Below are 17,875 nucleotides of genomic sequence, written 5' to 3'. Positions count from 1 at the left end.
GCCATGTCAAAAATTCTCTTCATTAACGGACCCTCTGCAGGACATATCAACCCGACGTTCCCTTTGGTGGAACAATTGATAGAGGCAGGAGAAGAAGTCGTTTATTTTTCAAGCGAAGAATTTCGCTGGAAAATCGAGGGAATGGGCGCCAGCTTTCGCGCGTACGGCAATTTCTTGAAAAGCGATGATCCCCTCGAAACGAAACAGTTTATGGGCTTGATTCTGAAACTGCTCTCGTCCTATTCGATCGTGATACCAGGCGTTATGGAACAAATCAAGGGAGAGACGTTCGATTATGTTATCCACGATTCCATGTACGGGTGTGGGACAACGATCTCCAATATATTGAAATTACCCCATATTAGTACTTGCACTTCCTTCATCAATGCCGAACGAATGTCGTCAACGCAACAACGGCAGGATCAGCCTTCCGGACCGACTGTATCAATAGTGGAGAATGTATCCCATATGAAGGCGTTTGCCCGATTATCTTACGAAGTGAGCCAGAAGTTCGGAATTAAGCGACCGAATATCGATGAAGTTTTCTTTAACAAAGGACAGCTCAATTTGGTCTTCACCTCTAGCGATCTGCAGCCGGGTTCCCATTCGTTGGATGACAGTTACGAATTCGTCGGATTTTCCCCATCGCGCCGCGCTGGGGAGTTAGAATTTCCGTTCGAACGGCTGACCGATCAAAGCGTCATTTATATCTCGCTTGGAACCATGTACAACAACGACAAGGATTTCTATGAAATTTGTTTTGCGGCGTTTGCATCGTTTCGCGGAAAAGTCGTTCTCTCCTTAGGAAATAGGGTGGAAGCAGGGGCGTTTCCCTGCATCCCGGGAAATTTCATTGTGAGAAACCATGTCCCGCAATTGGAAATCTTGAAGCATGCCTGCATGTTTATCACTCACGGCGGCATGGGAAGCACCAACGAGGCGTTAAGCCTGGGCGTGCCGTTGATTATTGTTCCGATGGCCGCTGACCAACCTATCGTCGCTAGGCGAATTCAGGATTTAGGCGCAGGCATTTTATTAAACCGCGATGATTTGACGCCCGATCTTCTAAGGACAACAGCAGAGCAGGTTATGTTGAATCCCTCTTATTCGAAAAGAAGCGCTGAATTGGGGGAAAGCCTGATCACGGCAGCGGCAAACAATAGCGCCCTGCGGGCAATTCTCCGATTTAAAGAGAAAATGAACGTCGAATTGTCTTTAAGAAAAGGGAGGTGACACCGGTGACACTTGTTCAAGAACTTCATCGGATCATCGAGGACCCCGCAAGAGTTTCGATAGACCAAGAGGTGATCCGACGACATGGTAATGACATCACTTCTTACCATCGAACCTCTTGTCCTGACGTAGTCGTGTATCCGATATGCACCAAAGAAATCAGCGATATTCTTGTACATGCAAATGAACGTTCCATTCCCGTCGTTCCTTGCGGTGCATTAACGAGCGTTGAGGGACAAGTTGTTCCCGTATGCCAAGGAATTTCTCTAAGTCTTACGCGAATGAATGAGATTATCAAAATACGCCCTCAGGATTTTCTGGTCATCGTTCAACCGGGTTTACGAAAAACCAGCTCAATGAAGCGCTCAAAGAGCATGGATTGTTCTTCGCCGTCAATCTCGGAGCCGATGCTACTGTCGGTGGTATGGCTGCTACGAACGCAAGCGGGGCGAACGCCGTTCGCTACGGGACGATGAAAGATCAGATTTTAGGGTTGGAGGTCGTATTGGCGGACGGTACGATCATGAGGGCAGGTGGGATGGCGAGAAAATCTTCGTCCGGCTATAACTTAAAAGATTTAATAGTCGGCTCCGAAGGGACTCTCGCGGTTCTATCGGAATTGACGCTGCGCGTACATCCTATTCCTCCATCGATTATATCGCTGAAAGCGGTATTTCCTGATCTGGCGTCAGCCAGCAATGCGGTAACCTCGTTGATTCGGACGGGAACGGAGTTTGGCGGCTGGAGTTGTTGGACGATCGAACGATGGGTTGCATCAATCAATATTACCGAACGGAGCTTGCCGAATTTCCAACGTTGCTTCTTGATATCGCGGGATCGACTTCAACGCTGAGGGATGTAGCCGATCAATCGATCTCGATCCTGAAACATTTAGGTGCTCATGAGACCACGCTATATGAGTCTGAAGAAGACAGAAATCGATTGTGGGCGATAAGGTTCCATGTGGCTCATGTGATCGCTGATTTGTCGCCAGACAAAAAACTGATGACAACCGATGTGTGCGTACCGATTTCCGTACTGCCCGAGGCGATTTCCGCCACACGAAAAATGATGGATCAGTACGGGGTATTCGGTTCTTTACTGGGACACGTCGGAGACGGGAACTATCATGCCGTCATGGCCGTAGATCCATCGGACGAAGAAGAGATGGAACGAGCCCGGAGAGTATGCGACGCGATTGTCGAATACGCGCTTCGACGAGGCGGTACCTGCAGCGGGGAACATGGAATCGGACTTGGGAAAAAGAAGCATTTGGCGGCGGAACACGGAGAGTCCGTTTCCATGATGCGAGCGATTAAAGCTTTGTTCGATCCGAAAAACATTTTGAATCCAGGTAAAATTTTCTAGTGGAAGGAGTAGAACCAATGTTAGGTACGAAGAGTCAAATCGGGGAAACAAGCAGAGAGTCGTTGCCCATTCAAGACATTGACTATCTTGAAATTTATACGGGAAACGCAAAGCAAGCCGCATATTATTACTCGAAGTTGTTAGGTTTCCGCATTGTGGGGTTTAGCGGGTTGGAAACGGGAGATCGCGACAAAATCTCCTATGTTCTGGAGCAAGGCGGCATTCGTATTCTGATTAGCGGGGCTTATAGCACGGACCACCCGATCTCCGACTTTGTCAAAAAACATGGCGACGGGGTCAGAGACATTGCCTTCCAGGTTCAGGATATCGAAGCAACGTATCGGAAAGTGGTCCAAAACGGGGGCATCCCCATCCGAGAGCCCTATTCGGAGGAGGATGAGTTCGGATGTTTGAAGAAGGCCGTGATCGGCACCTTTGGAGCAACGGTCCATACTTTTGTGGAACGCGAGGAATACAAAGGGATATTCGCACCCGGTTTTCATCCAATTAAACAAAATTCGAGAGCAAGGAATACAGGATTGACCCGTTTCGATCATTTGGCAATATGCGTCGAAGATATGAACGAATGGCTCCAGTACTATGCAGACATCTTTGGATTCGGTTTGCTAAAGGTATTCAAGAAGGAAGACATCAGTTCAAAGCGTTCGGCCCTAATGACCAAGATTTTGCAAAACGGAACGGAGCGAATTAAGTTTTCGATCATCGAACCCGCAGTCGGAAAGAAGAAGTCGCAAATAAGGGAATATTTGGATTACAATAATGGCGCCGGAGTGCAGCATATCGCTTTTCAAACCGACAATATTCTCAATTCCGTAAAAACCCTGCAGCGCAATGGTCTGAACTTCCTGGATACTCCGGAAACCTATTACGAAATGCTGCACGATCGGGTGGCGCCTTGGATGAACCGGTCGAGGAGCTGAGGAAGCTACGGATTCTTGCCGATCGGGACGACGAAGGCTATTTGCTGCAAATATTCGGTCACCCGGTGAATGACCGGCCCACTTTATTCTTCGAGGTTATTCAGCGGAAAGGCTCCAAAGGATTCGGAAACGGTAATATTCGGGCATTATTCGAGGCCGTGGAGCGGGAACAAGCCAAAAGAGGCAATTTGTAAAATCAGTGATAGGAGAGATTCCGGTGAGTCAATGGATTTTCATGAACGGGGAATTGGTAAAAAGGGATGAGGCGGTCGTATCCGTATATGACAGAGGGTTCTTGTTCGGAGACGGAGTGTTCGAAGGAATACGGGCTTATAACGGCAACGTATTCAAGTTGAAGGAACATCTGGTCCGATTGTTCGATTCGGCAAAAGCCATCATGTTGAATATCCCATTGTCCCATGAGGAAATCGAGCAAGCTGTAGTCAAGACGCTTAAGAAAAATCAACTCCATACCGCTTATATTCGGATCATCGTTTCTAGAGGAGTCGGGCAAGGGTATAATCTGGACCCGTTCGTATGCAACCGGCCGCAGCTGTTCGTTATGACCGAGGGTTTCGAAGCATTTCCTAGACACTTATACGAGACGGGAATCGATATCGTCACCGTGGCGACGAGGAGAAACCGTTCCGACGTGCTAAGCCCGCAAGTGAAATCCTTAAATTATTTGAACAATATATTGGTCAAGATCGAAGCCATTCAAGCCGGTGCCAAGGACGGATTAATCATGAATACGGACGGATACGTCGCGGAAGGCACGACCAATAACATCTTCATTGTCAAGAACGGTAAAGTGGTTACGCCGGCCATCTATCAAGGAGCTTTGGAGGGAATCACCCGGAGTTCCATTATTGAAATCTTGAACAAATTCCAAGTTGCGGTCAACGAGTCACCTCTCACGAGACATGATATTCATACGGCGGATGAAGTATTTCTTACGGGTACGGCTTCCGAGGTGATTCCGGTGGTGAAAGTCGACGGACGCGTCGTCGCAGACGGGAAGCCCGGTGAGAAAACCCGGTTATTGATCGATGCATTCCAACAATTGGCGGTAACGGACGGAGTGAAGTTCAGCCTATGAACGGTACGAAATTATTCTGTTTCGCATACGCAGGAGGATCGGCTTCAATTTTTCTAGGTTGGAAAAAACGGTTATCCGACCACTTAGAAGTCGTTCCCGTCGAATATGCAGGGCGGGGCAGCAGATTTTCGGAACCTCTATGCGAGAATATCGAGGAAATGCTGAGCGACCTTGTGAAGCAGATCAGCATTCGAATGGACGGATCGCCATTTGCGTTATTCGGACATAGCATGGGAAGCTTGCTAGCCTACGAACTGGCTTATCGGTTGAGAGAATCATTCGGAATGTTGCCCACTCACCTGTTTGCTTCCGGGCAGTCGCCACCACACCGAAAAGAATGTAAAAAAATGATCCATGCGCTTCCGCGGGACGAGTTTATGGCGGAAGTGACCGAGATCGGCGGCACGCCCCCGCAATTTTTCGAAGAACCGGATTTGCAGGAGCTGTTTCTTCCGGTTTTGAGGGCGGATTTTAAAATCGTCGAAACGTATCGCTTTATGGAAAAAAGTGCGCCGCTGGATTGCGATATCACGGTGTTGTCGGGTGCTCGGGATGATGGCATTCAAGGAGACTTACGGGAGTGGGAAAAGCATACGCGTGGAAAAACCGCCTTCTACGAACTTGACGGCGACCATTTCTTTATTCGCGAACAGGAGGAGTCGATTTTGAACATCGTCAGAAACCATATCAACTAGGTTTTAGCCATTTTACCGATCAAGTCCAACGCATGTTTTCGCTCGGCTTGATCCATTGAGGCGATATTCAGCAATATCTCGATGATCTGCTCTTTTTCCTTATCCGAGTACGTGTACTTATAGTCGTAGTGTACATTAGCCGAACGGATCAGCTTGACAATCTGATTTTGCAAATCTTCCGGTTCATTCTCTTCATCCGTAAATCCGATTAAGTAGTCGATGGACACGCCGAAGTAGCTGGCGATGTGCTTCAACCTGCGTTCTCGAGGAAGAGACCTGATCCCGGACTCATATCCGGCAATGGTAGTCCGGGGAATGTTCAAAGCTCCGGCCAGTTCTTCTTGCGACATTTTTTTTCGGTTTCTCAGCTCTTTCAGTCTTTTCATGAACAATCGTGGCATATCTCGTCACACCTTTAGATCGCTATATTCGGATTCATTATAAGTCGATTACGAGGAAATCACAATCATCTGAGAAGGAATATAGTGAATTCCCGACGAAGGCATGAGAAACCATAAAAAGTAAATTCGGGAGAGTGCGCATGAAAGCACAACAAAACCAGGAACAAATAGAGCAAGTAGAACAAATGCTGATCGAAAGATTATCGGAATTGCTGGAAGATCCGATGTTTCGTGAGAAAATCACTTCCGAGGCCAATCTGATTGATGCAGGAATGAATTCAATAATGATGGTCAGATTAATCGTGGATATCGAGCAGCATTTTGAAGTCGTTTTCGAGGACGAAGAAATGCTGGAGGAAAACTTTATAACCTTGCATCAAATCGCAAGCAATATTCTGAGAAAATTAGGACAGGGAACGTGATCCATGCTCAGAGTTTATTGTATTCTTGATTGTTTTTCCTATATTTTACGCGAATCGCGAGCTTTGGACTTCCGTCCCCTGTACATTGGAATTTGGGATCAGGCTTTTGAGTTAGACGAGGAAGGCGGCTTGAAATATTATACTGATGGTATTTCTTTAGAAAGTTTCGATAATGCCGGTAAACTGTACGGCGATGCCGGAAGGTTGTGGATTGGGGGTAAGGAAGCTATCGAGAGCTTTCTTACGGAAATCGGAGCCGCCGCCCGCAGCCAAGTTGATCACTATTTTGTGGCGCTTGTTGACTTGTTTTTCCTACCGTATCCGAATCAATCCTACCGACAACGGCATAGACCCCATTTTATCCTACTTAACCTTTGTGAGGACGGGGAGTGGCAAATCGTCGACCCCTTTTTTGATTGGGAGGGCCGCATTCCGCAGGAAGTGATGGATCAAGCTCTTGGTTTCGAAAGTAACTTCAGCGGTATTATGGTAGCGGCAGACCGATTGTCTTTCCCTTCTCTTGAGAGTATTGTCGATCAATTGGAATCGAAGATGAATCTTGAATCCAATGATTTGCCTTCCTACGTCCGCAACCGGATCCAACTGGTCAAAGAAAATAAACTTTCAATCCGTCTTCTATCCTCGAATCTGAATCAAATCGGCGTCTTTTCCTACCGGAAGAACGGATATACGTATGTGTCTTCATTCTTGGCTGAACATCTGAACTTTCCGGTGAACGAATTGAACGAAGCCATAGCCCGGTTGATAAACGAATGGACTAAGGTCGGCTTGTTGGCCATACGTATTGGAATCACCCAGAAGCAATCCGATTTGGAACGCCTCTTTGTCAAGATCGGCGAATTAGACGAGCTTGAATTATTCATTAAGAAGGAAATTTGGCGATTGTATCTCGATTGGAAAGAGGAAATGCGAATAATCAATTGAATTGAAGGGGGGCCGAACGTTGACTTTTCGTTATCATACCTCGGACAAACTTACGAACTTGCAAGCACAGTCTCTCGTATCCAAGTTGACTTATAGCCTTGAAGGGATCAGTGCCTGTTACTTGGACGGCGAGAACCAGGATATTGTGATTCATGCGAACGACGATTCCAATCGATCGCAGATCGAAGACACCGTACTTCTTCTGATGGAACAAGAACGGACGATCAGAACGTTAAAGAGCAGGGTGATCCGAAACGTTTCTACTAATGATGATAATTACAAGTCTCCTTTTCCCGGAGCGTCCTATCATCCGGATTGGTCATTCGCGTCCGATGGCAGCGTCAGAAGGGATTTTGCGGTCATGCTCTACCAATCGATAGACGGCATACTCAGCAATCTTGCAATGGAGCGTCATGCGAAATACCGCAAATACCCGTCTATGATCCCGCTCAAGACGTTGGATAAGTGCGGCTATGTCACCACTTTTCCGCAAAATATATACTTGGTTTCGGAAATTCCGCATCAAAGTGATATTCTACAAAAAATAAAAAAAACAGGAGACGTCGAATCGAATTTAAGGCAAAGCCAGTATGCTCTGTCGCCTGCCGTATGTTTTCACTGCTATGAAGAATTAGCGGGCCAAACGTTAGAGCACCCCGTTATATTGACGGCTCTAGGTACCTGTTACCGACACGAAGCAACTTGGAGATTGGGCAACCAGCGATTAAATGAATTTAGTATGAGGGAAGTTGTGTTGATCGGAACGCCAGATTTCGTAGAATCGGAGAGAAACTGGTGGGTGGATTGCATCTGGAAACTGTTCGGCGATCTTGGTCTGACGGGGAGAATCGAAACCGCGAACGATCCGTTTTATTTCTCAGACGACGCTGCCAAAGCCCAGCACCAGCAAATGGCTAACATGAAGTACGAGCTCGTAGTCGAGGTCGACGGCGGGACTCAGACCTTCTCGATCGCGTCATTCAACAACATTCGGGAAGCCTTATGCAAACCGTTCCGAATCACCGATGCAGCCGATAAACCATTACATTCGGGATGTATTGCGTTTGGCATCGATAGATGGGTTTTTAGTCTATTAAAAAAGTATGGTGAAGACCCGGGAAAATGGCAGCCTCATATCGCCGAGATGATGAGGTTTTCCTAAAGGAGATAAATCGGAAGAAGAATGAATTTTTTAGTGACTCAAAGATAGAGGAGAGGAATTTTCAAGTGAAATTTCCGTTACTGCTTAGGTTTCCCTGAAAATTGGGGAGATTTTTTGGATTTTAAAGGATTTTTATTGCTAAGTGTTGAAGTAGCAAAGAGAGTTAAGTGAGTCGACGAGGAGTGAGACCATGAAGCTAACGCCACAGGAGATCAGGAAATTGCAGGCTATTTTCATGGGCTCCTCACTGTCGTAGATCGTCAATCATAAAGAGAAGCCCCCAAGGGTCATGATCATTCATGGAGATATAGTTAGACGAAAAGAATATCTAAAGCAAAGACATCCATATTTGTGGATGTCTTTGCTTTAGGTTGAATATAAAGCTTTTGATATCTTTAATGTTAAGTAATCAATTTTGGGCACAATAAGGCTGTCGTCCACCAAAGAGAGCTTTTCGGGCTTAAATAACTGGATCTTTTTCAACTTGTAAAAATCATAAAGAACCTGTTCAATCGTCAAATGATTCATTAACAGACATCTTGTATCTAACATGGTATTTAATAACTGATCTTGCAAAATCAAAACCTGTCCATTGATTTCGTTGAAAATTCCATATCTAATTCCTGCATTGTAGAAGTTAAGCAATTGTTTTTCGCGCTCTTGTATTGCTCCGTACAATTGTTCATGTATTTCGGGATACACACTGGCAAGGTCTTTTTTGTATTCCTCTGTAATGAATGTGGAAAGCGAAACGGATTGCTCGAAAAGCTGCTGAAAACGAGCCGCATATAATCGTTCTTCATTTGGCGGATCAAGAATTATCATTTCTTTGAAGTATTCGATAAATGATGTTGTAACAATCTGAATGATCTCCTCTTTTGTTGAGAAGTATTTATACAGCGTAACTCTACTAATATCCATTATTTTAGCAATCTCATCCATACGCAAAGAATGAAATCCGCTTTTTCTTATACACGGTAACAATTTGAAAAGTAATTTGTTCTGGGTGTCGCGAAATTTAGCAATATTTTTTTGTTCATCCTTCAAAATAACATCCCCCTTACTTACTTACTTAATATATACGAAATATCACATTTTATAAACAGTACAAGGTTTACACAAATTATAAAACTTGTTAAGTATGTTTTTGTTGTGATATGCTAAACCCAATTCCAATAACAAAGGAGAGACTGAAATGCAAACTAGAAAACTGGGCAATAGCGATATTACAGTATCGTCCATCGGTTTAGGACTTATGGGGATGTCAGGTGTTTATGGTCAAAGCAACGACGAACAGTCGATTCAAACGATTCACAAAGCATTAGACCTTGGTGTTAATTTCTTGGACTCTGCCGACGTTTATGGAAATGGACATAATGAAGAATTACTCGGACGAGCTTTGAAAGGTCGCCGGGATCAGGCGATTGTCGCTACCAAATTCGCATTCGGACCCAATTTCCAAGGTGTTAACGGCCATCCGGACTATGTTAAAAAAGCGGTAGAAGATAGCCTTCGCCGGTTAGCCATTGATTACATTGATCTTTATTATCAACATCGAGTGGATCCAAATGTTCCGATCGAAGAAACGGTAGGAGCGATGGCGGACCTGGTTAAGGAAGGAAAAGTGCGCTATCTCGGTCTTTCCGAAGCGTCTGCACAAACGATAAGACGCGCACATGCAGTACATCCAATTTCTGCCCTCCAAACGGAGTATTCCCTTTGGAGCAGAGAAGTAGAAGCTGATATACTCCCCGTTGTTAACGAGTTGGGGATCACATTCGTAGCTTATAGTCCTCTAAGTCGCGGGTTCATTTCTGGGAATTACGCAAATTTGAGGATCTTGCAGCGGATGATGTCCGTAGATATTTGCCACGTTTCCAAAAAGAGAATTTCCAGAAAAACGTGGATATTGTCAATGAAATTACAAATATCGCTAAAGAAAAACAATGCACACCGTCACAACTGGCTTTGGCATGGACAATGGCAAAAGGCGCACTTCCAATTCCAGGAACAAAACGAATTAGCTATTTAGAAGAAAATGCAGGCTCTGCAGACATTGTATTAACCCCAGACGACTTAGCTCGAATTGAAGCTGTCAGTCCTGAAGCAGCTGTTCAAGGCGGTAGGTACGATGATAGCAGCATGAAAGGTTTGAATATTTGAAGGTAATAATCAATAGGCAGATCTTCAACTAACGGAGAACGTTAGTTCAATGAAATAGCGACAGTCTAGGACTTTGTTTTCTCGTCCTTGGCTGTCGCTGTTCCAATTTATAAGATCAGTCTAAAATGTATGTTATGGACCGCTCTGCTCCTTCTACCCGCAAAGCAAGCTCTTCTCTATTCATGGGATCTCCTTTCATACCGCAAATAGAAGATAAGTCCAGCAATGACTAGTGCGCCTCCGACATACTGGAAAAGGGTCACCATCTCGCTGAACAGCATCATTCCGAGAAGGCTCGCGCCGACAGGTTCGGCCAGTACGGCGATTGAAATTGTCGTCGCTTTGACATATTGGAGCAGCCAGTTGAAAATCAGATGGCCGAAGACGGTCGGGACGATGGCGAGCAGCAGGAAGACTCCCCACTCCTTGGCCGGGTAGCCGACCATCGCAATACCTTCGGCAACATTGTACAACGCGAAGAAGAGGGAAGCTACGCCGAATACGACGAGGCTGTACAGGTATGAGGAAATACGGGTGAGCAGCCGTTTGGCGATCAGCATATTCGCTACGACGGCGAGCATTCCGGCGAACGAGAGGAAGTCACCGAACAATGCGTCGCGGGAAATACCTGTATCGCCGGAGCTGACGACTATGACGCCGGACAAGGCGATCCCCATGCCGATTACGGCGAGAAGGTTCGTTTTTTCGCGAAAGGCAAAGTATGCTCCGATCATGACGAAGACGGGCTCCAACGCCAAAATAATCGTCGAGCTCGCTATGGACGTGTAATTGAGCGATGCCATCCATAGCAGAAAATGAAGCGCCAGAAAAAAACCGGCTGCAATAAGCAATAACCAATCCTTGCGCGAAACGGCGCGTGCTTCGCGGATGCTCTTGGCTCCGAACGGCAGCATAAGGACAAGGGTGAACAGCATACGGTACATGCCTTGAACCGATACGGGAGCATCGGAGGAACGAACGAGAATCGGCGCGAACGAGATGGCGATCATGCCGGCTAGCAATGGAATCCAAGGGGCAATGGGCGACGATGCGGGTTTCATGGCGTAAATGGTTCCGTCCTTCTTATTGGATTCGCAAATGAACGCATTGTAACATGTTCACAGTTGGGCGGCAAGAAGCTCGCAATTGACAGAAGCTCGCAATATCAGAAAGTATAGCCGAATGGACGACGCGCCTAGCTAGACGTTCTACTGCAAAACACCTACTTGAACCTACGCGAAGCGCCTTCGACGTCCAAAGGACGCTGAAGGCGCTTTTACTTGCTGTCATCTGCCATCTAGCTTTCGGTTCGGCGCGATGATACGATAGGTTGAACGAAATAGGAAATCGAATTGATTATCGCGCATGGAGGAACGTCAGTTGGCACAGTTATATTACAAATACGGAACGATGAACAGCGGCAAATCGTTCGAAATTATTAAGGTGGCTCACAATTACGAGGAGCAGGGCAAGAGGGTGCTCATTTTTTCCCCGGCGATCGACACGCGCGCGGGCGAAAATCTGGTCGGCTCGCGGACGGGCATGACAAGGGAAGCGATTCCCGTCGACGATCATACGGATTTGTACGCTAGCGTGAAGGAGCATCAGCCGTCGCCGTCTCCAAAGCGGGTTTATTGCGTCCTCATCGATGAAGCGCAATTTTTGAAAAAGCATCACGTTCTGGAGCTGACCCGCGTCGTCGACGAGCTGGACGTTCCGGTTATGGCTTTCGGGCTGAAGAACGATTTCCAAAATCAACTGTTCGAAGGCAGCTATAATCTGCTCATCTACGCGGACAAGATCGAGGAAATCAAGACGATTTGCTGGCATTGCGACAGGAAGGCGACGATGGTAATCCGCTATCGCGACGGCGTTCCGGTCAACGAGGGCGACCAGATTTTTATTGGCGGCAACGAGGATTACAAGCCGGTATGCCGCCGGTGCTACAACGAAGCTTTCAAGCCCCGCGCCTAATCGAAGACCGCCCGCGTTTTCTCCTTCTCCGAGGAGCTTCGCGGGCGGTCTTCTTTTTTTGCTCATTAATAGATCGGCTGCTCGGACCAGTCGCCGGGAAGCGGCGCATCCGGCAGCGCAGGAAGCTTCAAGGAGTCGGCTGCATAGTGCAAGTAAGGCTTGCGAATGGGCAAGTGGCGCGATACGCCCGGTTTCGGCTGGCTTTCGGGGAACCGGACCGGATCTTCTTTGTCCAACGATTCGAGCGTTTGCAAATCGCGATTGTAAAGCGAAGCATCCCACCGGATTTTGCTAATTGCTTTAGCGACGACTTCGACCGGATAGCCGGTCGCTCCGTGTATGAGCCGGGCCGCCATATCCGGAGAATTCCGAATGAATTGGTGAGCTTGCAGATGCGCCGCCAAATAAGCGACGGTGACCGCTTCGTTGTCTTGAGCCCACCGATCGTCCGCAAGCAGCCCCGTCAAATAATCGTTGCCGGTTCCTTCCCCGGATACCGTGACCCCCGCTCCCGCCATTTTCGCCCAACTGAGGTACGGCTCCCACAAGACGCTGGCATCGAGGCTGCCGCCGACGATTCCGTCGAGGCAATCGCTCATCCCCCTATGTATAATGGGCGGGGTTCTCAGATCGAGAGCGTTCGTCCATTCGTCCAGCCGGAACGAGGCGCTCGAATGCCCGACGGTCGCGATCGATGCTGCGGACAACGGCTTGCGGCTTGAGCGGCTGGAAGGAACGACGAGCGAAATGCCTTCTCCTACGGGAGTCTTGCCGTCGAATGCGAGCAAGACGGGCTTGAACTTGGTCAATACCCGGCTCAGCGCCATGCTCATCATCATAGGAAAATCCCCGACGGACGCGATCCTTACCCGGCCAGCGATCAACTCCTCGACAAGCTCGATACCGTTCGGCGCATGCACCCACTCGATCCGGATGTTTTCGTCGGGGCATAGTCGCTGCAATTGTTCCTCGAACAATCCGAGCTTTCTAATGATAAGAGGGCTCCATAGAAGCGCGGCTCCGCTCTGATAGCCGATCGTGACGAGACGGGGCGAGGCGGAGGGCGTTTCCTTGGCAAGGGGCTCCGCGTTGCCTTGGGAAAAAGTCTGCATCCACGAATGAAGCTTCTTCTCCTCCACGAATATTTCCTTGCCGATCTTCACGTAGGGAAGCCGTTTGTCTTTCCGCCATCGGTCGATCGTCGCTCGGCTGACGCCAAGTATGTCCATCGCCTGCTGCAACGTCAGCAAATCGAACTGCCGGTTCGGCATCGTCATCCTCCGTTCCACGTCTCTTTATGTATATATCATACTAAACTCATTGGAATTGTAAATTATGTTTCTATTGTAATGAAACATCCTGCCGAATTCAACCGAAAAGTGAGATAGAGCGACATGGGAAGAGGGCGTCTGCAGCGGGCTATTTTCCTCATTCGTCCTCATTGCGCATGGATTTTCCTCAAAGCGTTGACTTCATCCACCGTTAGATGGTACTTTCTATCGTGATAATACTCAGTAAATTAATAGGAATTGTGAGTTATTAATTATTCCAACCAAAGGGGCAGTGGAGAGAATGAAAAGAGGAAAAGCGGTTCGAAGCAAATTTGGAGTTGTTACGGCGTTAGCATTAACGATGGTCGTCATGTTGGCTCTGTCGGCTTGCGGCTCTTCGAAGGAGAACAAGGGAGAATCGTCCTCCCCGTCCAAAGCGGCGGCAGGCGAGGCATCCAAGGCATCCAAAGTTGTGCGCATCGGCTATCAGAAATATGCTTCGATCAACATTTTGAAGGAGCATGGCGGCTTGGAGGAAAGCTTGGAAAAAATCGGCTACAAGGTGGAATGGACGCAGTTCCCGGGCGGCCCGCAGTTGCTGGAGGCTCTCAACGTAGGCAGCATCGATCTGGGCAATACGGGCGAGGCTCCTCCTATTTTTGCGCAAGCGGCGGGAACTCCTCTCGTGTATTTGGCCAATTCCCCGGCAAGTCCGAAAGCGGAGAGCATACTCGTGCTAGCCGACTCTCCGATCAAGACGATCGCCGATTTGAAAGGGAAGAAGGTTGCGCTTAACAAAGGCTCCAATGTTCACTACTTGCTGGTCAAGCTGCTGGAGAAAGCCGGGGTCGATTACAAGGACGTTCAGGTGACGTTCCTGCCTCCGGCCGATGCCAGACCGGCGTTCGAGAGCGGCAGCGTCGACGCGTGGGTTATCTGGGAGCCGTTCTACTCCGCAGCGCAATTGGCGACGAAGGCGCGCGTTCTGGCTGACGGCGAAGGCGTCGTCAACAACTATGAGTATTATCTGGCCTCGCGTTCGTTCGCGGAAGCAAACCCGAAAGCGGTGGATGCGTTCCTCGAGCAATTGACGCAATCGGACGCATGGGCCAAGGATCACTTGTCGGATGTGGCGAATTTGCTTTCCCCGGCATTGGGCATTGACGTTCCTTCGCTGGAGCAAGCGTTGTCGCACCGCGGATTCGGCATCGCGAAGATTACCGACGACATTATAGCCGGTCAGCAGCAAATCGCCGATACATTCTTCAAGCTCGGTCTTATTCAGAAGGAAATTAAAGTAAGCGACGCCGTTCTTAAATAACGACGGTTATCCGAACACCTTACACAAGGATTGGGGAGAAGCTCCGATGGAATTGTTCTGGTTCATACCTACTCACGGCGACGGACGTTATCTGGGAACGTCGGAAGGCGGCAGAGCCGTCGATTACGGCTATATGCGCCAAATCGCCCAGGCGGCCGACCAGCTCGGCTATACCGGGGTGCTGGTGCCTACCGGCAAAGCGTGCGAGGACGCATGGGTCGCCGCGTCCGCTCTCATTCCCGTTACCCGCAGCCTGAAATTTCTTGTCGCTGTCAGGCCCGGCTTAATGTCGCCGACGCTGGCGGCGAGAATGGCGGCTACGTTCGACCGGCTCTCGGAGGGGCGGCTTCTTGTGAACGTCGTAACCGGAGGAGATCCGGTAGAGCTGGCGGGAGACGGGATGTTCATTGGGCATGACGAGCGTTATGACCAGACCGACGAGTTTTTGTCGATATGGCGAGCGGTATTGAGCGGCGAGCGAGTCGACTTCGAAGGAAATTACTTGAAGACGGAGGGCGCGGAGCTGTTGTTCCCGTCCTTGCAACGGCCGCATCCTCCGCTTTACTTCGGAGGCTCGTCAGCGGCCGCGCACGAAATCGCTGCGAACCACGTCGACGTCTATTTGACTTGGGGCGAGCCGCCCGGACAAGTCGCCCGCAAGATCGAGGAAGTTCGGGCTCGCGCCGCCGAACGCGGCAGAACGGTCCGGTTCGGCATCCGGCTGCACGTCATCGTGCGCGAAACGGAGCAGGAAGCTTGGGAAGCGGCGGAACGGTTAATTTCCCATGTGGACGACGAGACGATTGCGGCAGCTCAGAGCATCTTTTCCCGTTACGATTCCGAAGGTCAGCGGCGGATGGCGGAGCTGCACGGAGGAGATCGCTCGGCGCTGGTCATCTCTCCGAACTTATGGGCGGGCATCGGTCTCGTCAGGGGAGGAGCGGGGACGGCACTCGTCGGAGACGCGGATTCCGTGGCCGAGCGCATCAAGGAATACGCGGCGCTCGGGGTCGAGTCCTTCATTTTGTCAGGATACCCGCATTTGGAAGAAGCGTATCGCGCCGCCGAGCTGCTGTTTCCCCGGCTGCCCTTCGTCAGAAACCGATTAGCGGGAGCGCCGGCCCAAGACAATCGCCAGGTCGGTGAATTAGTCGCCTATAATTTGCGTCCGGCAGCGGGCGCTGACCGACAAGCGGAGGGACAGCAACATGTCGCGGTTCAAAAAAATTCTTCTTAGCGGATGGACGCCTTGGTTCGTCCCCATCCTGGTCGTTGCCGCATGGCAGCTTCTGGGCCAATACGGTTACATCTCGACGCGCTTGATTCCGACGCCGCTGAAGGTAGCTGAAGCCTTCATATCGTTATCGCGGAGCGGCGTGCTGCTTGAATATATCTGGAGCAGCACGAAGCGCGCGTTTACCGGGTTTGCGATTGGCGGTGGAATCGGATTTGCTCTCGGATTGCTGAACGGGGTGTTCCGCATCGCGAACAACGTGCTCGACAGCACGCTCCAGATGGTCCGAAACATTCCTCATTTGGCGCTTATTCCGATCGTCATTATCTGGTTCGGCATTGGGGAGCCTGCGAAAATATTTCTTGTGGCGCTGGGCGTGTTTTTTCCCATCTATTTGAACACCCTTCACGGCATCCGATCGGTTGATCGAGGCTTGATAGAGATGGCGAAGGTATACGGGCTCAGAGGGCCGTCGCTCTACCGCCATGTCATCCTTCCGGGCTCGGTCTCGTCGATTCTCGTCGGCGTTCGCTTCGCTCTGGGCTTCATGTGGTTGACCTTGATCGTGTCGGAGACGATATCGGCCGATTCAGGCATCGGCTACATGGCGATGAACGCCAGAGAATTCATGCAGATGGAAGTCGTCGTACTCGCCATCATTATGTACGCGGTGCTCGGCAAGCTGTCGGATTTGGCCGCCAAAGGGCTGGAAAGGCTGCTGCTGCAATGGCATCCGAACTATGCAAACCGATGAAGGAGGGGATGAAGGTGAGCGAAACGGCACAAGGCGTTCATCTGCGCATCGAAGGGTTGAACAAAACTTTCGGCAATCAGCGCGTTCTGCAAGGTGTCGATCTCGATATCCCGGCCGGTCAGTTCGTAGCCGTCGTCGGACGCAGCGGCTGCGGCAAGAGCACGCTGCTCCGGCTCATCGCCGGTCTGGACGCTCCTTCGGAAGGTTCGATCCGGTCCGATGATACGGAAGTAACCGGTATTCGCGACAACACCCGCATGCTGTTCCAGGATGCGAGGCTGCTGCCGTGGAAAAGGGTGGAGGCGAACGTAAAAATCGGCGTCAAGGCGGGCAGCGACCGGGAGCGGGTATTGAACGTTCTGCGCCAGGTTGGCTTGGAGGAGAAGGCCGGGGAATGGCCCGGCGTCTTGTCGGGTGGGCAACGGCAGCGGATCGCGCTGGCTCGCGCCCTTGTGAGCGAGCCCGGTCTGCTGCTGCTCGACGAGCCGCTCGGAGCGCTGGACGCTTTGACGCGGATCGACATGCAGGATTTGATCGAGCGGCTGTGGGACGAGCGCAAGTTCACGACTATTCTCGTCACTCACGATGTCAGCGAGGCGGTCGCGCTGGCGGATCGGGTCATTCTGATCGAGCGGGGCCAGATCAAGCTGGATATCGCTATCACGCTGGATCGGCCGAGGGAACGCGACGCCGACTTCGCTTATTTCGAGAAGCTGATTTTGGATCGGATTCTGGAGCGCGACGAGCATGAGCTTCGTTCGAAGAAGGAGCTTAGCTACTCCATCTAGAATGGCAGGCTAGAGAATAAAAAAATACGGATTTGCCGTTTATTTAGCGGCTGTCCCCTAAGGTCGAGACGACTTTAGGGGACAGCCGCTATTTTTTATGCAGC

The 17,875-nt window shown here is 49.7% G+C and carries 16 protein-coding genes and 3 pseudogenes; 15 read left to right on the top strand and 4 right to left on the bottom strand.

Going from position 1 to position 17,875, the window contains the following annotated elements; all coding sequences use genetic code 11:
• Positions 1-3: 3 nt before the first annotated feature.
• The 6 genes and pseudogenes from D3H35_RS26950 to D3H35_RS26930 all read left to right on the top strand — a co-directional run bounded on the left by D3H35_RS26950 (position 4) and on the right by D3H35_RS26930 (position 5,336).
• Complete coding sequence (locus tag D3H35_RS26950) at positions 4-1,233, top strand: macrolide family glycosyltransferase (protein WP_119152211.1); 1,230 nt, start codon at positions 4-6, stop codon at positions 1,231-1,233.
• Positions 1,230-2,086, top strand: a pseudogene (locus D3H35_RS35145) (FAD-binding oxidoreductase). The gene D3H35_RS26950 and the pseudogene D3H35_RS35145 overlap by 4 nt, the downstream one beginning before the upstream one ends.
• Positions 1,999-2,601, top strand: a complete 603-nt coding sequence (locus D3H35_RS34330; RefSeq protein WP_325050167.1) for an FAD-binding oxidoreductase — start codon at positions 1,999-2,001, stop codon at positions 2,599-2,601. The pseudogene D3H35_RS35145 and the gene D3H35_RS34330 overlap by 88 nt, the downstream one beginning before the upstream one ends.
• 17 nt (positions 2,602-2,618) lie before the next feature.
• Positions 2,619-3,736, top strand: a pseudogene (gene hppD / locus D3H35_RS26940) (4-hydroxyphenylpyruvate dioxygenase).
• 23 nt (positions 3,737-3,759) lie between these two features.
• Entirely contained in the window at positions 3,760-4,641 is an 882-nt protein-coding gene (gene ilvE, locus D3H35_RS26935; protein ID WP_267901459.1) for a branched-chain-amino-acid transaminase, read from the top strand.
• Positions 4,638-5,336, top strand: coding sequence for a thioesterase II family protein (locus D3H35_RS26930; protein WP_119152210.1), 699 nt, complete (start codon positions 4,638-4,640; stop codon positions 5,334-5,336). Before ilvE ends, D3H35_RS26930 begins: the two co-directional genes overlap by 4 nt.
• Here D3H35_RS26930 and D3H35_RS26925 read toward each other — a convergent pair.
• Complete coding sequence (locus tag D3H35_RS26925) at positions 5,333-5,737, bottom strand: helix-turn-helix domain-containing protein (protein WP_119152209.1); 405 nt, start codon at positions 5,735-5,737, stop codon at positions 5,333-5,335. The genes D3H35_RS26930 and D3H35_RS26925 overlap by 4 nt on opposite strands.
• Before the next feature lie 140 nt (positions 5,738-5,877).
• On the opposite strand from D3H35_RS26925, the gene D3H35_RS26920 reads away from it, so the two are divergent.
• The 3 genes from D3H35_RS26920 (at position 5,878) to D3H35_RS26910 (ending at position 8,266) form a co-directional block, all read left to right on the top strand.
• Positions 5,878-6,159: an acyl carrier protein gene (locus tag D3H35_RS26920; RefSeq protein WP_119152208.1), complete on the top strand. Its 282-nt coding sequence runs from the start codon at positions 5,878-5,880 to the stop codon at positions 6,157-6,159.
• Between the two features lie 3 nt (positions 6,160-6,162).
• A complete protein-coding gene (locus D3H35_RS26915; RefSeq protein WP_119152207.1) occupies positions 6,163-7,104 on the top strand; it encodes a DUF6005 family protein in 942 nt (313 codons plus the stop codon).
• Between the two features lie 361 nt (positions 7,105-7,465).
• Positions 7,466-8,266: an aminoacyl--tRNA ligase-related protein gene (locus tag D3H35_RS26910; RefSeq protein WP_158594294.1), complete on the top strand. Its 801-nt coding sequence runs from the start codon at positions 7,466-7,468 to the stop codon at positions 8,264-8,266.
• Positions 8,267-8,632: 366 nt separating this feature from the next.
• On the opposite strand, the gene D3H35_RS26905 is transcribed toward D3H35_RS26910, so the two are convergent.
• On the bottom strand, positions 8,633-9,313 hold the full coding sequence (locus tag D3H35_RS26905; RefSeq protein WP_233568184.1) for a TetR/AcrR family transcriptional regulator: 681 nt from the start codon (positions 9,311-9,313) through the stop codon (positions 8,633-8,635).
• Between the two features lie 148 nt (positions 9,314-9,461).
• Between D3H35_RS26905 and D3H35_RS26900 the strand changes: the two are divergent.
• A pseudogene (locus D3H35_RS26900) lies at positions 9,462-10,429 on the top strand (aldo/keto reductase).
• A gap of 176 nt (positions 10,430-10,605) precedes the next feature.
• Here the strand turns inward: D3H35_RS26900 and D3H35_RS26895 are convergent.
• The gene (locus D3H35_RS26895) at positions 10,606-11,490 is read right to left on the bottom strand and encodes a DMT family transporter (protein WP_119152205.1); all 885 of its coding nucleotides are present in this window, start codon (positions 11,488-11,490) and stop codon (positions 10,606-10,608) included.
• Between the two features lie 319 nt (positions 11,491-11,809).
• Between D3H35_RS26895 and D3H35_RS26890 the strand changes: the two genes are divergently transcribed.
• A complete protein-coding gene (locus tag D3H35_RS26890) occupies positions 11,810-12,403 on the top strand; it encodes a thymidine kinase (protein WP_119152204.1) in 594 nt (197 codons plus the stop codon).
• Between the two features lie 65 nt (positions 12,404-12,468).
• On the opposite strand, the gene D3H35_RS26885 is transcribed toward D3H35_RS26890, so the two are convergent.
• A complete protein-coding gene (locus tag D3H35_RS26885) occupies positions 12,469-13,674 on the bottom strand; it encodes a helix-turn-helix domain-containing protein (RefSeq protein WP_158594293.1) in 1,206 nt (401 codons plus the stop codon).
• Between the two features lie 301 nt (positions 13,675-13,975).
• Between D3H35_RS26885 and D3H35_RS26880 the strand changes: the two genes are divergently transcribed.
• From D3H35_RS26880 to D3H35_RS26865, 4 genes are read left to right on the top strand one after another with little or no spacing between them, the layout of a single operon-like run.
• Complete coding sequence (locus D3H35_RS26880) at positions 13,976-14,995, top strand: sulfonate ABC transporter substrate-binding protein (protein WP_119152202.1); 1,020 nt, start codon at positions 13,976-13,978, stop codon at positions 14,993-14,995.
• A 46-nt stretch (positions 14,996-15,041) separates the two neighbouring features.
• Entirely contained in the window at positions 15,042-16,232 is a 1,191-nt protein-coding gene (ssuD, locus tag D3H35_RS26875; protein ID WP_119152201.1) for an FMNH2-dependent alkanesulfonate monooxygenase, read from the top strand.
• Positions 16,204-16,983 (top strand): aliphatic sulfonate ABC transporter permease SsuC, encoded by a 780-nt coding sequence (ssuC, locus tag D3H35_RS26870; protein WP_119152200.1) that lies wholly within the window; start codon positions 16,204-16,206, stop codon positions 16,981-16,983. The genes ssuD and ssuC overlap by 29 nt, the downstream gene beginning before the upstream one ends.
• A gap of 8 nt (positions 16,984-16,991) precedes the next feature.
• Positions 16,992-17,771 (top strand): ATP-binding cassette domain-containing protein, encoded by a 780-nt coding sequence (locus D3H35_RS26865; protein WP_119152199.1) that lies wholly within the window; start codon positions 16,992-16,994, stop codon positions 17,769-17,771.
• Positions 17,772-17,875: the final 104 nt, after the last annotated feature.

This window comes from Cohnella faecalis, assembly GCF_003570905.1.
GTDB classification, from domain to species: domain Bacteria; phylum Bacillota; class Bacilli; order Paenibacillales; family Paenibacillaceae; genus Cohnella; species Cohnella faecalis.
The sequence above is the reverse complement of the archived record's forward strand: the minus strand, read 5'-3'. Positions and strand labels throughout refer to the sequence as shown.

Coding starts and splice junctions, on each gene's coding strand:
- D3H35_RS26885 (WP_158594293.1), bottom strand. CDS start 13,674: ATGCCGAACCGGCAGTTCGATTTGCTGACGTTGCAGCAGGCGATGGAC.
- ssuC (WP_119152200.1), top strand. CDS start 16,204: ATGTCGCGGTTCAAAAAAATTCTTCTTAGCGGATGGACGCCTTGGTTC.
- D3H35_RS26865 (WP_119152199.1), top strand. CDS start 16,992: ATGAAGGTGAGCGAAACGGCACAAGGCGTTCATCTGCGCATCGAAGGG.
- D3H35_RS26920 (WP_119152208.1), top strand. CDS start 5,878: ATGAAAGCACAACAAAACCAGGAACAAATAGAGCAAGTAGAACAAATG.
- D3H35_RS26910 (WP_158594294.1), top strand. CDS start 7,466: ATGCTCTACCAATCGATAGACGGCATACTCAGCAATCTTGCAATGGAG.
- D3H35_RS26950 (WP_119152211.1), top strand. CDS start 4: ATGTCAAAAATTCTCTTCATTAACGGACCCTCTGCAGGACATATCAAC.
- D3H35_RS26925 (WP_119152209.1), bottom strand. CDS start 5,737: ATGCCACGATTGTTCATGAAAAGACTGAAAGAGCTGAGAAACCGAAAA.
- D3H35_RS26915 (WP_119152207.1), top strand. CDS start 6,163: ATGCTCAGAGTTTATTGTATTCTTGATTGTTTTTCCTATATTTTACGC.
- D3H35_RS26880 (WP_119152202.1), top strand. CDS start 13,976: ATGAAAAGAGGAAAAGCGGTTCGAAGCAAATTTGGAGTTGTTACGGCG.
- ssuD (WP_119152201.1), top strand. CDS start 15,042: ATGGAATTGTTCTGGTTCATACCTACTCACGGCGACGGACGTTATCTG.
- D3H35_RS26930 (WP_119152210.1), top strand. CDS start 4,638: ATGAACGGTACGAAATTATTCTGTTTCGCATACGCAGGAGGATCGGCT.
- D3H35_RS34330 (WP_325050167.1), top strand. CDS start 1,999: ATGGGTTGCATCAATCAATATTACCGAACGGAGCTTGCCGAATTTCCA.
- D3H35_RS26895 (WP_119152205.1), bottom strand. CDS start 11,490: ATGAAACCCGCATCGTCGCCCATTGCCCCTTGGATTCCATTGCTAGCC.